This window comes from Citrobacter sp. wls706 (genome assembly GCF_005281305.1).
GTDB classification, from domain to species: Bacteria; Pseudomonadota; Gammaproteobacteria; order Enterobacterales; family Enterobacteriaceae; genus Citrobacter; species Citrobacter werkmanii.
On the sequence record NZ_SZXG01000006.1, the window covers coordinates 13,344 to 26,198 of the forward strand.

13 protein-coding genes are annotated in these 12,855 nt (G+C 52.9%); 4 read left to right on the forward strand and 9 right to left on the reverse strand.

The features are described from left to right. Positions 1 to 157: 157 nt before the first annotated feature. From prmA to FDW92_RS01900, 8 genes are all read right to left on the reverse strand, one after another. The gene (prmA, locus tag FDW92_RS01865; RefSeq protein ID WP_042311354.1) at positions 158 to 1,039 is read right to left on the reverse strand and encodes a 50S ribosomal protein L11 methyltransferase; all 882 of its coding nucleotides are present in this window, start codon (positions 1,037 to 1,039) and stop codon (positions 158 to 160) included. 11 nt (positions 1,040 to 1,050) lie between these two features. Next, positions 1,051 to 2,502 (reverse strand): sodium/pantothenate symporter, encoded by a 1,452-nt coding sequence (panF, locus tag FDW92_RS01870; RefSeq protein ID WP_042311352.1) that lies wholly within the window; start codon positions 2,500 to 2,502, stop codon positions 1,051 to 1,053. Further along, a complete protein-coding gene (locus FDW92_RS01875) occupies positions 2,492 to 2,734 on the reverse strand; it encodes a YhdT family protein (protein ID WP_006687800.1) in 243 nt (80 codons plus the stop codon). The genes panF and FDW92_RS01875 overlap by 11 nt, the downstream gene beginning before the upstream one ends. A gap of 107 nt (positions 2,735 to 2,841) precedes the next feature. Further along, the gene (gene accC / locus FDW92_RS01880; protein WP_003828838.1) at positions 2,842 to 4,191 is read right to left on the reverse strand and encodes an acetyl-CoA carboxylase biotin carboxylase subunit; all 1,350 of its coding nucleotides are present in this window, start codon (positions 4,189 to 4,191) and stop codon (positions 2,842 to 2,844) included. Between the two features lie 10 nt (positions 4,192 to 4,201). After that, positions 4,202 to 4,672 carry an acetyl-CoA carboxylase biotin carboxyl carrier protein gene (accB, locus tag FDW92_RS01885; protein WP_003025210.1) on the reverse strand — a complete coding sequence of 157 codons (471 nt, stop codon included), beginning with the start codon at positions 4,670 to 4,672 and terminating at the stop codon, positions 4,202 to 4,204. Between the two features lie 392 nt (positions 4,673 to 5,064). Further along, on the reverse strand, positions 5,065 to 5,664 hold the full coding sequence (msrQ, locus tag FDW92_RS01890) for a protein-methionine-sulfoxide reductase heme-binding subunit MsrQ (protein WP_042311350.1): 600 nt from the start codon (positions 5,662 to 5,664) through the stop codon (positions 5,065 to 5,067). Further along, positions 5,665 to 6,669: a protein-methionine-sulfoxide reductase catalytic subunit MsrP gene (gene msrP / locus FDW92_RS01895; protein ID WP_042311348.1), complete on the reverse strand. Its 1,005-nt coding sequence runs from the start codon at positions 6,667 to 6,669 to the stop codon at positions 5,665 to 5,667. Between the two features lie 119 nt (positions 6,670 to 6,788). After that, positions 6,789 to 7,763, reverse strand: coding sequence for an MDR family oxidoreductase (locus tag FDW92_RS01900; protein WP_042311346.1), 975 nt, complete (start codon positions 7,761 to 7,763; stop codon positions 6,789 to 6,791). 225 nt (positions 7,764 to 7,988) lie between these two features. Between FDW92_RS01900 and csrD the strand changes: the two genes are divergently transcribed. After that, positions 7,989 to 9,929 carry an RNase E specificity factor CsrD gene (gene csrD, locus FDW92_RS01905; protein ID WP_042311345.1) on the forward strand — a complete coding sequence of 647 codons (1,941 nt, stop codon included), beginning with the start codon at positions 7,989 to 7,991 and terminating at the stop codon, positions 9,927 to 9,929. A gap of 8 nt (positions 9,930 to 9,937) precedes the next feature. Here csrD and FDW92_RS23010 read toward each other — a convergent pair whose 3' ends face one another. Beyond that, the gene (locus FDW92_RS23010; protein ID WP_154050627.1) at positions 9,938 to 10,258 is read right to left on the reverse strand and encodes a hypothetical protein; all 321 of its coding nucleotides are present in this window, start codon (positions 10,256 to 10,258) and stop codon (positions 9,938 to 9,940) included. Between FDW92_RS23010 and mreB the strand changes: the two genes are divergently transcribed. The 3 genes from mreB to mreD all read left to right on the forward strand — a co-directional run bounded on the left by mreB (position 10,236) and on the right by mreD (position 12,855). Then, positions 10,236 to 11,279, forward strand: coding sequence for a rod shape-determining protein MreB (gene mreB, locus FDW92_RS01910; protein ID WP_000913396.1), 1,044 nt, complete (start codon positions 10,236 to 10,238; stop codon positions 11,277 to 11,279). The two genes, FDW92_RS23010 and mreB, sit on opposite strands and share 23 nt — an antisense overlap. A gap of 64 nt (positions 11,280 to 11,343) precedes the next feature. Then, the gene (mreC, locus tag FDW92_RS01915; RefSeq protein ID WP_042311343.1) at positions 11,344 to 12,366 is read left to right on the forward strand and encodes a rod shape-determining protein MreC; all 1,023 of its coding nucleotides are present in this window, start codon (positions 11,344 to 11,346) and stop codon (positions 12,364 to 12,366) included. After that, positions 12,367 to 12,855: a rod shape-determining protein MreD gene (mreD, locus tag FDW92_RS01920; RefSeq protein WP_038634362.1), complete on the forward strand. Its 489-nt coding sequence runs from the start codon at positions 12,367 to 12,369 to the stop codon at positions 12,853 to 12,855.

Here is a 12,855-nt window from a genome sequence, read left to right on the forward strand (position 1 = left end):
TTCTCTTTTTTTATTATGGCCAGCCTTAGGTTATCAGGATAAAAAGCTGTTTTTGTGAGCAAATAGTGACTTTGTAATGCGATCTCGCTCTCATTTCCGCAAATCCTTTTGCGAAAAAAAGAGCGATTTTTGCGTTACCAACGGTAACGAGAAGGGATTATTTTTTCTGTCCGGTAATGCGACACCACTCTTCTTTCTCGATAACCGGATCGAGCGTAAAGAGATCGGCATAGGCTTCACAGACGCTTTCCGCCTGGCTGGCAAGAATACCAGAAAGCCCCAGTAAACCGCCCTCAACGGGCAGCACGCTGATTAACGGCGCCAGTTCACGTAATGGGCCTGCAAGGATGTTGGCGACCACCACATCGGCTTTCATCGCCTCTGGCTGGTCTTTAGGCAGATAAAGTTCCAGACGCTCAGAAACGCCATTACGCTGGGCGTTATCACGGCTGGCCTGAATCGCTTGCGGATCGATATCCACACCAATCGCTTTCGCCGCACCCAGCTTCAGTGCCGCAATGGCAAGAATGCCGGAGCCGCAGCCAAAGTCGATAACCGTTTTACCGTTAAGATCGAGACCATCCAGCCATTGCAGGCACAGAGAGGTGGTTGGGTGAGTGCCAGTACCAAACGCCAGTCCCGGGTCGAGCATCACGTTGACGGCGTTCTCATCCGGGACATCGCGCCAGCTTGGGCAAATCCACAGACGTTCACCAAAGCGCATTGGGTGGAAGTTATCCATCCATTCGCGTTCCCAGTCTTTGTCTTCAAGCTGTTCGATTTTATGCGCGAAGCCAGCACCCAGCAGCGGATGCCGCTCCAGAATAGCAACGACCTCTTTCATGTCGGTTTCTGCATCGAACAAGCCGATAACGTCGGTATCGCCCCACAGGCGAGTCTCGCCCGGCAGTGGTTCAAATACCGGCGTATCATGCGTATCCTGGAAGGTAATGGAAACGGAGCCCGCTTCCATCAGTGCGTCGCTCAACTCTTCAGCGTTTGCACCGGTCGTGTTCAGTTTCAGTTGAATCCATGGCATGGCAAAACTCTTTATTTATCAGTAGTCAATATGGCGGCTTGCGGAACGGCGGAACCGAAACGGTTGCCGATCAGGAAAGCCAGCAAACTTATCAGTAACGAGGGCACAATCGGATGAAAGCCCAGGTACTGAATGTTAAAGGTAGCGAGTACGGCATAAAGTACGCCGCCGACAATCATTGCGCTCAGTGCGCCAGCCGCGTTTGCCCGCTCCCAGTAAAGGCCCAGCACCAACGGCCACAGGAAGACGGCTTCCAACCCGCCAAACGCCAGCAGGTTAAGCCAGATAATCATTTCTGGCGGCTTCCACGCGGCCAGCAACAGTAACGCGCCCAGCAGCAGAGTGATCACTGCCGACATGCGTTTCAACCGTGTTTCATTTTGCAGTTGTTCCGGGCGAAGGTTCAGATAGAGATCTTTAATGATCGTAGCGGAACTTTGCAGCAATTGGGCATTGATCGTCGACATGATCGCGGCCATGGGCGCGGCGAGGAAGATCCCGGCTGCTACCGGCGGCAAGACTTTTACCATTAGCGTGGGAATAACCAGATCCGGTACCGTCAGGTTAGGGATCACCGCCCGGCCCAACGCGCCGGCCAGATGCATACCAAACATCAGGACAGCCACTACGATAGTGCCAATGATAATTCCACGGTGTACCGCTTTGCTGTCCTTATAGGAGATGCAGCGCACCGCCGTATGCGGCAGGCCAATCACGCCAAAGCATACCAGTACCCAGAACGAGGTCATAAACGTGGGGGACAGAATGTCATCAGCGCCCTGCGGCGAGACCAGTTTAGGATCGATGGTTTGCAGGGTGACCACCGCATTGCTGAGACCACCGGCGGCATGGACGACACCGACCAGCAGTACGATAGTCCCAATCAGCATCACCATGCCCTGCATCGTGTCGTTCAACACGCTGGCGCGAAATCCGCCAAACGCCGTGTATAACGCGATACTGACGCCAAAAATCAGCAGGCCGGTTTCGTAAGGTATACCCGCTGCCGTTTCCAGCAAACGCGCGCCGCCAATAAACTGTACGGTCATTGCACCGACAAACGCGACCAGCAGGCTGAGGCTCGCCAGCCATACCAGCAGGCGGCTTTGGTAGCGGGCAAACAGCATATCGTTGAGGGTAACCGCATTATAACGGCGTGCAAGAATGGCGAATTTTTTGCCGAGAATACCCAACGACAACCAGACGGCGGGCAGTTGGATCATCGCTAACAAAACCCATCCCAGTCCGTATTTGTAAGCGGCACCTGGGCCGCCGATAAACGAGCTGGCGCTAATGTAGGTTGCCGTTAGCGTCATGGCTAACACGACCCCACCCATAGAGCGGCTGCCGAGGAAATATTCATTCAGGAAGGTGCCAGTCGACCTTTTGCGCATGGCGTAAACAGAGAGGCCGAAAACCACCAGAAGATAGGCGACCAGCGGCAAAATAACTTCAAGCTGCATCATCATCCTCCAGAGGAATGTCGCGATAGATAAACTTCACCATCGCCCAGCACAGTACGATGAAAACCAATGGCGTCAGCAGACAGGCCATTTCAAACCAGTGCGGGAGGCCAGTAAAACCCAGAGTGGAGTCTGGTAAGTAAGCGGCCACTAACCATGCGGCAAGATATAAAAGGGTCAGCCACAGCGCCCAGCGCGCCTCTTTATGGGCCTGAACAAAACGAGCGTCCATTTTTTGTCCCTTGTGGATAAAGAAAGCGGGGATTGTACCTTATGGCACGTATGGGAGGGGAGAAAAACAAAAGGCCGGAATTTCCGGCCTTTTCGGTTAACGCTTGCTTACTTTTCCTGAAGTCCGAGTTTTTTCTCCAGGTAGTGGATATTGGTTCCACCATGCTGGAAGTGCTCGTCATTCATGATACGGATCTGCAGATCAACGTTGGTTTTGATGCCGTCGATGATCAGTTCCTGCAAGGCGTTTTTCATGCGTGCGATAGCGACGTCGCGGTTTTCGCCATAGCAAATCAGCTTACCGATCATTGAGTCATAGTACGGAGGTACTGTGTAACCTGCGTAAATATGAGACTCCCAGCGCACACCAAAGCCACCAGGCGCGTGGAAACGCGTGATTTTACCCGGGCTCGGCAGGAAGGTGTTCGGGTCTTCGGCGTTGATACGGCACTCTACCGCATGACCTTTAACCACAACTTCGTCCTGCTTGATGGACAGCGGTTGACCCGCAGCGATGCGCAGCTGTTCTTTGATCAGGTCAACACCGGTGATCATTTCGGTTACCGGGTGTTCAACCTGAATACGGGTGTTCATTTCAATGAAGTAGAACTCACCGTTTTCGAACAGGAACTCGAAAGTACCCGCGCCACGATAGCCGATATCAACGCACGCTTTGGCGCAACGCTCGCCGATGTAGCGACGCAGTTCCGGAGTAATGCCCGGCGCTGGTGCTTCTTCGACAACTTTCTGGTGACGACGCTGCATGGAGCAGTCACGCTCTGCCAGATAAATCGCGTTACCCTGACCGTCTGCCAGCACCTGAATTTCGATGTGGCGTGGGTTTTCCAGGTATTTCTCCATGTAGACCATGTCGTTATTGAAAGCCGCTTTCGCTTCCGCTTTGGTCATGGAGATGGATTGCGCCAGTTCGGCATCGCTGCGCACGACGCGCATACCGCGACCGCCGCCGCCGCCGGAGGCTTTGATGATAACCGGGTAGCCGATGCGTTTAGCATGAGCGCGGTTAGCGTCCATGTCATCGCCCAACGGACCGTCAGAGCCAGGAACAGTCGGTACGCCAGCTTTCTTCATCGCGGTAATCGCGGACACTTTGTCGCCCATCAGGCGGATGGTGTCGGCTTTCGGGCCGATGAAGATAAAGCCAGAACGTTCTACCTGCTCAGCAAAGTTGGCGTTCTCAGAGAGGAAGCCATAACCCGGATGAATTGCCACCGCGCCGGTGATTTCAGCGGCGCTAATGATAGCCGGGATGTTCAGATAGCTTTTTACGGACGGAGCCGGGCCAATACAGACCGTCTCATCCGCCAGCAATACGTGTTTTAAATCGCGATCCGCGCTTGAATGCACAGCGACAGTCTTGATGCCCAGTTCTTTACAGGCTCGAAGAATACGCAAGGCAATCTCGCCGCGGTTAGCGATGACAATTTTATCCAACATGTTCGCCTCGTTATTCGATGACGACCAGCGGCTCGTCAAATTCTACCGGTTGACCACTTTCTACCAGAATCGCTTTAACGACGCCGGATTTGTCGGCTTCGATCTGGTTCATCATTTTCATGGCTTCAACGATGCACAGGGTATCGCCCGCATTCACTTTCTGGCCGATTTCGATGAACGCTTTCGCATCCGGGCTCGGGGTGCGGTAGAACGTACCAACCATTGGGGAGCGTACGATGTGACCACTGATTTCCGCTGCTGCCGGAGCTTCCATACTTGGAGAGGCAGTTTGTGCGACAGCGTTAGACAGAGCTGGCTGCTGCATCACTGGTGCAGCATAAGCCTGTTGCATCATTGGAAAACTTGCAGCTGGCGCCGCACGGCTGATGCGTACAGACTCTTCGCCTTCAGAAATTTCCAGTTCGGAGATGCCTGATTCTTCAACCAGCTCGATCAGTTTTTTAATCTTACGAATATCCATGAGTGGGTTCCGTACTCTTTGTTTAGTGAGATTGTGACAGGCGTTTTACCGCCGTCTGTATAGCATTTTTATAACAGTGAGTGACAAGATGCCACGCATCTCAGGCGTTGCACTGGGTGCTGATGCCATTACATGAGATTGCCAGACTTGTTAGTCATTGTGCGGCTATCTTCTGTCATTTTCGGGTAAAAGACAAAATATACCTTCAATGTGCGATTGTCACCCTTTCCGCGCCGTAAAAACGCTACTGGGGATAGCAAAGGCGCACATTATAACTATTTCGTAGCAATTGGCAGCTAAATACTGGTCTTATCAGGGAAGATAATCAACCGTTAACATGTAAAGAAAATCGGATCGTCTGTGTTTTGCAACGTACTGCACATATCGTGAAACTACCGCCACCACTGGCGAAACTTCCTGTAGCGGCAGGCTAACAGCAGCGCAGCAAGTGCGGCATAAATAATCGGTTGAGGGGAGATAATTTTAACCGACCACAGATAATGTATGGGTGCCAGGATCGCCACAAGATAGACGAAGTTGTGCAGAAATTGCCAATTCTTACCCAGCTTTCGCTGTGCAGATTGCGTGGACGTTAAGGTGAGAGCAAATAATATGACCCAACTGACAATGCCCAACATCAAATACGGTCGCGAGATTAATTCCCGCCCCAACAACGCCAGATTATGAATACCCAATTCCAGTAACGCGTAGCTGGTTAAATGCAGCGTCGCCCAGGCGAAACACCATAGCCCTAACAGGCGACGAATGCGTATCAATAATGGCTGTTTAGCGTAGCGCGCGAGGGGAGAGACCAGCAAGGTCGCCAGTAAGAATTTCAGAGCTGTCCTACCGGTAAAGTGCTGGATATCTTTGACCGGATCGGCGCTCAAACCGCCATGATTTACCGCCCAAAAGAGCCAGATGAACGGCAAAAAGCCGGCAAGATGCAGGCAAACTTTCAGCCCGGTAATGTGCTTTGCAGTCAGACGCACTTAAAAATTCTCCTGCAGATTAAGGCCACGATACAGGGAAGCTACTTCTTCGGCGTAACCGTTAAACAGCTGTGTGGGTTGACGCTGTACATCCAGAATACCGCCAGCGCCAATAAAGCGTTCGGTGGCCTGGGACCAGCGGGGGTGATCGACATGCGGATTCACGTTGGCATAAAACCCATATTCATTGGGCGCGGCCAGGTTCCAGGTTGTCGGCGGGCGTTCGCGGGTTAATTTGATACTCACGATCGACTTTATGCCCTTAAATCCGTATTTCCACGGCACAATTAAGCGGATGGGGGCGCCATTTTGCGGCGGAAGGGCCTTACCATAAACCCCTACGGTAAGCAGAGTGAGTGGATGCATCGCTTCATCCAGGCGTAACCCTTCAACATAGGGATACTTCAGCCCGCCGCCAATAAAACGATCTTTCTGTCCTGGCATTTCATCCGGCGCGTAGCGCGTTTCGAAAGCGACATATTTTGCGTTGCTGGTGGGTTCAACCTGCGCCAGCAGTTTATGTAATGGAAAGCCAATCCACGGCACCACCATTGACCAGGCTTCCACGCAGCGCATCCGATAAATCCGCTCCTCCAATGGGAAACGGGTGGTCAGCGCATCATGATCGAGAGTGAGTGGTTTTGCGACTTCGCCAGTGATTTTCAAGGTCCACGGATCGGTTTTCAGACTGCCGGCGTTGGCCGCTGGATCCGCTTTGTCGAGACCAAACTCATAGAAGTTGTTGTAGCCAGAAACCTTATCCGCTGGCGTTAAAGGAAGCGAATTTTGCCAGGCGGTGGGCTTGCTGAAATTAAGCGGCTTACCCGCAGGCGCCGGAGGGCGGTCATTACCCTTAAACCAGCTAAGAAGGTCGGCCTGCGCAGAGAGGGGCAAAGACAACGCGGCTGCGCTGATCCCTAATGCTTGCAGTACCTGACGGCGCTGCATAAAAAAAGCCGACTCGGCGGTGACGTCGGCTTCTGTAAATGGACGTAATTTCTTCATAACAGACTCCCGGCTTACGCATCATGACAGACAGGGGATGCGTAGTTAATATGGCAGGGAGTCTCTATATATGCCGCGAAATTTCGTTAGTTAAGTGTAAATTTCTGCGCTGGTGCCTGTTATTTCACCTTCACCAGGGTACGGCCTTGCACCTGGTTATTGATGATGGCATCGGCGAACTTCGGCGCATCCGCCAGCGTAATCTCCGTGGCGGCCTGAGCATAGAACGATTCCGGCAGATCTTTAACTAAACGCGCCCAGGCTTCCGCGCGGCGTGCCGGCGGGGTCATCACCGAGTCCACCCCTTGCAGACGAACGTTACGCAGAATGAATGGCATAACGGTGGTCGGCAGCGCGAAACCGCCTGCCAGGCCGCAGGCAGCTACGCAGCCACCGTAGTTCATCTGTGCCAGGACTTTCGCCAGCACTTTATCGCCAACGGTATCAATTGCACCGGCCCACAGTTGTTTTTCCAACGGGCGAGATTCAGCAAACTCATCGCGGCCAAGAATACGGTTAGCGCCCAGGCTCTTCAGGTAGTCGTGGGTGCTTTCGCGGCCTGATACTGCCGCAACCTGATAGCCCAGCTTATGCAGTAATGCAACGGCAGTGCTGCCCACGCCGCCGCTGGCGCCAGTGACGACAATCTCACCGTCTTGTGGGCGAATACCTGCATCTTCAAGCGCCATGACGCACAGCATAGCGGTAAAGCCGGCGGTGCCGATGACCATCGCTTTACGCCCGTCCAGCCCTTGCGGCAGCGCTACCAGCCAGTCGCCTTTGACGCGCGCACGTTCCGCCAGCCCGCCCCAATGGTTTTCACCTACACCCCAGCCGGTCAGTAAAACTTCCTGACCTGTATGAAAACGGGGATCTTCGCTGGCGCGAACGGTTCCGGCGAAATCAATGCCAGGAATCATCGGAAAGTTGCGAATGATTTTACCCTTGCCGGTGATAGCAAGGGCGTCTTTATAGTTCAGGCTCGACCAGTGGACATCCACCGTTACATCGCCTTCCGGGAGCTGGTTTTCGTCGAGGGGTTGAACGGATGCGAGGGTTTTTCCGTCCTGCTGTTCTAAGATCAAAGCCTGCATAACCTGTCCTCAATTCATATAGTGGATTGGAAAATTGTTAATGAAGACTATACTCGCTAATCAAAACATGATGCCGATTCTGCGCAATAAATTGCCAGATATACCTGATTTGGTAGTATGCCCCCACAGTTTGCATAAATTGGCGGATTTTGCGTTCAGTTTTGCATTTTCGAGTCGCTTTATCTCTTTTACACCTGTTTCATAACTGTCGGAGTTAACACAAGGATGCGATTAACGACGAAATTCTCAGCTTTTGTCACGCTGCTTACTGGGTTAACGATCTTTGTGACTCTGATTGGCTGCTCGCTGAGTTTCTACAACGCTATTCAATATAAGTTCACTACGCGAGTGCAGGCGGTGGCGACGGCGATTGATACACATCTTGTCTCCCACGATTTCGTTTCGCTGACACCGCAAATCGATGAACTGATGGTTTCTGTTGATATCGTGCGTATCGAGTTGCTGCAAGGGGAGCATACAGTGTATGACCACTCCCGAACCAGCAGCTACCGCCCGGCAGGAACGAACAACCTCTACCGCGACATCACCGTACCGTTGGTCAAGCATCCGGGAATGTCAGTGCGACTGGTTTATCAGGATCCGATGGGCAACTATTTCCACTCGCTCCTGACTACCGCGCCGCTCACGCTGGCCATTGCATTTATTATTCTGATGCTCTTTTTGTCGGTACGCTGGCTTCAGCGTCAGCTTTCAGGCCAGGAGCTACTGGAGATTCGTTCCACGCGTATTCTGAACGGTGAACGCGGGCCGAATGTTCGAGGAACGGTCTATGAATGGCCAGCGCGCACCAGCAGTGCGCTCGATATGTTGCTGACTGAAATTCAAAATGCCCGCGAGCAACGTAGTCGACTGGACACCCTGATTCGTTCCTATGTTGCGCAGGATACAAAAACAGGGCTGAGTAACCGTCTGTTTTTTGATAACCAATTGGCCACGCTGCTGGAAGATCAAGAAAAGGTGGGATCGCATGGCGTCGTGATGATGGTGCGTCTGCCGGACTTTACTCTGCTGCGAGATAGCTGGGGAATCACCCAGGCGGAAGAGCAAATTTCAACGCTAATCAATTTGTTGTCGACGTTTATGACGCGTTATCCGGGGACATTGCTGGCGCGCTACCACCGTAGCGATTTTGCCATCCTGCTGCCACATCGCACGCTGAAAGAAGCCGAAAGCATCGCCGGGCAATTATTAAAAGCGGTCGATGCGCTTCCGACTAATAAAATGATCGATCGTGCCGATATGGTTCATATTGGCATTTGCGTTTGCCGCAGTGGGCAGTCGACGGAACAGGTGATGGATCATGCTGAGGCCGCCACCCGGAATTCGGTCCTGCAGGGCGGGAACAGCTGGTCGGTCTATGATGACTCCCTGCCGGAAAAAGGCCGGGGCAACGTGCGTTGGCGAACACTGATTGAACAGATGCTCAGCCGGGGCGGGCCGAGAATATATCAAAAACCTGCGGTAACGCGTGAAGGACGGGTACACCACCGGGAACTGATGTGTCGTATTTTTGATGGCAGCGAAGAGGTTATCTCAGCGGAATATATGCCGATGGTGCTGCAATTTGGCCTGGCTGAAGAGTATGACCGTTTGCAGTTAAGCCGTCTGATCCTGCTTTTGGGCTACTGGCCGCAGGAAAGCCTGGCGATGCAGATAACGGTTGAATCGCTAATTCGCCCACGTTTTCAGCGCTGGTTGCGTGATACGTTGATGCAGTGCGAAAAATCACTACGCAAACGCATAATTATTGAACTTGCTGAGGCAGATGTCTGTCAACATATCTGCCGATTACAGCCCGTCATCCGATTGATGGATGCGCTAGGGGTACGAATCGCCGTTACGCAGGCCGGTTTAACGCTGGTGAGCACCAGTTGGATTAAAGAGCTTAACGTTGAGTTATTGAAGCTGCATCCAAGCCTGGTGAGGAATATTGATAAGCGAACCGAAAACCAACTGTTGGTTCAAAGCCTGGCGGAGGCCTGTTCAGGCACGCCAACGCAGGTTTACGCCACGGGCGTTCGTTCGCGTAGCGAGTGGCATACGCTCACGGAACGCGGAGTTGCTGGTGGGCAAGGGGATTTTTTTGCCGCATCACAGCCACTTGACACTAACGTGAAAAAATATTCGCAAAGATATTCGGTTTAACCTGCCGTTTAATTCGTTTTCACGTAGAATAACGCGCGCTGTGCCTTCTGGGGGTGTGCTTGTCTGCTCGCCAGGTTGTAACAGCAAACATGCAGGTGAATGACCTTTGACAGGTTGCAAACAAAAGCGAGGAATGCTGCTGATTTTTTCAGCCCTGATGGACTCAGGCCGGTTTTGTAACAAAGGAAACGAACTGCACTAATTTTCACCGTAGCAGATGATTTTTGCGCCTTGTCGCTGCTGCGTGTGGTTGGTAAAGTAAGCGGATTTTGTTTTCCGCCCCAGCTTTCAGGATTATCCCTTAGTATGTTGAAAAAATTTCGTGGCATGTTTTCCAATGACCTGTCCATTGACCTGGGTACCGCGAATACCCTTATTTATGTAAAAGGACAAGGCATCGTATTGAATGAGCCTTCTGTTGTGGCCATTCGTCAGGATCGTGCCGGTTCGCCGAAAAGCGTGGCTGCAGTAGGTCATGATGCGAAGCAGATGCTGGGTCGTACACCGGGCAATATCGCTGCAATTCGCCCAATGAAAGACGGCGTTATCGCTGACTTCTTCGTGACTGAAAAAATGCTCCAGCACTTTATCAAACAAGTGCACAGCAATAGCTTCATGCGCCCAAGCCCGCGCGTACTGGTGTGTGTACCGGTTGGCGCAACCCAGGTTGAACGCCGTGCGATCCGTGAATCCGCCCAGGGTGCAGGTGCCCGTGAAGTCTTTTTGATCGAAGAGCCGATGGCGGCCGCGATCGGTGCGGGTTTGCCAGTTTCTGAAGCAACCGGTTCAATGGTTGTGGATATCGGTGGTGGTACCACTGAAGTTGCCGTTATCTCCCTGAACGGTGTGGTTTACTCTTCTTCCGTACGTATTGGTGGTGACCGCTTCGACGAAGCCATCATTAATTACGTTCGTCGTAACTACGGTTCTCTGATCGGTGAAGCCACCGCAGAACGTATTAAACACGAAATCGGTTCTGCTTATCCGGGCGACGAAGTCCGCGAGATCGAAGTTCGCGGCCGTAACCTGGCTGAGGGGGTTCCACGCGGCTTTACCCTGAACTCCAACGAGATTCTGGAAGCGCTGCAGGAACCGCTGACCGGTATCGTGAGCGCGGTAATGGTTGCACTGGAACAGTGCCCGCCAGAGCTGGCTTCAGACATCTCCGAGCGCGGTATGGTGCTGACCGGTGGCGGTGCGCTGCTGCGTAACCTTGACCGTCTGTTAATGGAAGAAACCGGTATTCCAGTTGTTGTTGCTGAAGATCCGCTGACCTGCGTGGCGCGCGGTGGCGGCAAAGCACTGGAAATGATCGATATGCACGGCGGCGACCTGTTCAGCGAAGAGTAATCGGACGCAGGTAGGGTGACCTGCGGGTTGCCCTTCCGCTCTGATACGAGAATACGCATAGACTATGAAGCCAATTTTTAGCCGTGGCCCGTCGCTACAGATTCGCCTTATTCTGGCGGTGCTGGTGGCGCTCGGCGTTATTATTGCCGACAGCCGCCTGGGTACGTTTAGTCAAATCCGAACGTACATGGATACCGCCGTCAGTCCTTTCTACTTTATCTCTAATGGTCCTCGTGAATTACTCGACGGCGTGTCGCAAACGCTGGCTTCGCGTGACCAACTCGAACTTGAAAACCGGGCGCTGCGTCAGGAACTGCTGCTGAAAAATAGCGAGCTGCTGATGCTGGGGCAATATAAACAGGAGAACGCGCGTTTGCGCGAGCTGCTGGGATCGCCATTGCGTCAGGACGAACAAAAGATGGTGACGCAGGTCATCTCAACGGTTAATGACCCTTACAGCGATCAGGTCGTGATCGACAAAGGGAGCGTTAACGGCGTCTACGAAGGTCAGCCAGTTATTAGCGACAAAGGTGTAGTGGGTCAGGTCGTTGCGGTAGCAAAACTGACCAGCCGCGTGCTGCTGATTTGCGATGCGACACATGCTCTGCCAATCCAGGTTCTGCGTAACGATATTCGCGTCATTGCTGCGGGCAACGGTTGTACGGACGATCTTCAGCTCGAACATCTGCCGGCGAACACCGATATTCGCGTTGGCGATGTGCTGGTGACTTCCGGTTTGGGTGGACGCTTCCCGGAAGGTTATCCGGTTGCTGTTGTTTCTTCCGTTAAGCTGGACACTCAGCGTGCTTATACCGTCATTCAGGCACGTCCGACCGCGGGTTTGCAGCGTTTGCGCTATCTGCTGCTGTTGTGGGGAGCCGATCGTAACGGCGCCAATCCGATGACGCCGGAAGAAGTACACCGTGTTGCCAATGAACGTTTGATGCAAATGATGCCGCAAGTTCTGCCTGCGCCAGATGCTATGGGGCCGCCAGCGCCAGTACCGGCACCTGCGACAGGCGTCACTACAGCGCCTACGGACACCACGCCGCCACAACCTGCTCCGCGTAAGCCGGGAGGACAGTAAGTGGCAAGCTATCGTAGCCAGGGGCGTTGGGTTATTTGGCTTTCGTTCCTTATTGCACTGTTGCTGCAAGTTATGCCCTGGCCGGATGACATTCTTGTTTTCCGGCCAAACTGGGTGCTGCTCATCTTGTTGTATTGGATTCTGGCGCTGCCGCATCGCGTCAATGTGGGCACAGGGTTCGTGGTGGGTGCCATACTGGATCTCATTAGCGGTTCCACGCTTGGCGTGCGGGCCTTGTCGATGAGTATCATTGCCTATCTGGTTGCACTGAAATTCCAGCTATTCCGCAACCTCGCGCTCTGGCAACAGGCGCTGGTGGTCGTGTTGTTATCACTGGTCGTGGATATTATTGTTTTCTGGGCCGAGTTTTTAGTGATCAATGTCTCTTTCAGACCCGAAGTGTTCTGGAGTAGTGTAGTGAATGGTGTGCTCTGGCCATGGCTATTCTTACTGATGCGTAAAATCCGTCAGCAGTTTGCGGTGCAATAA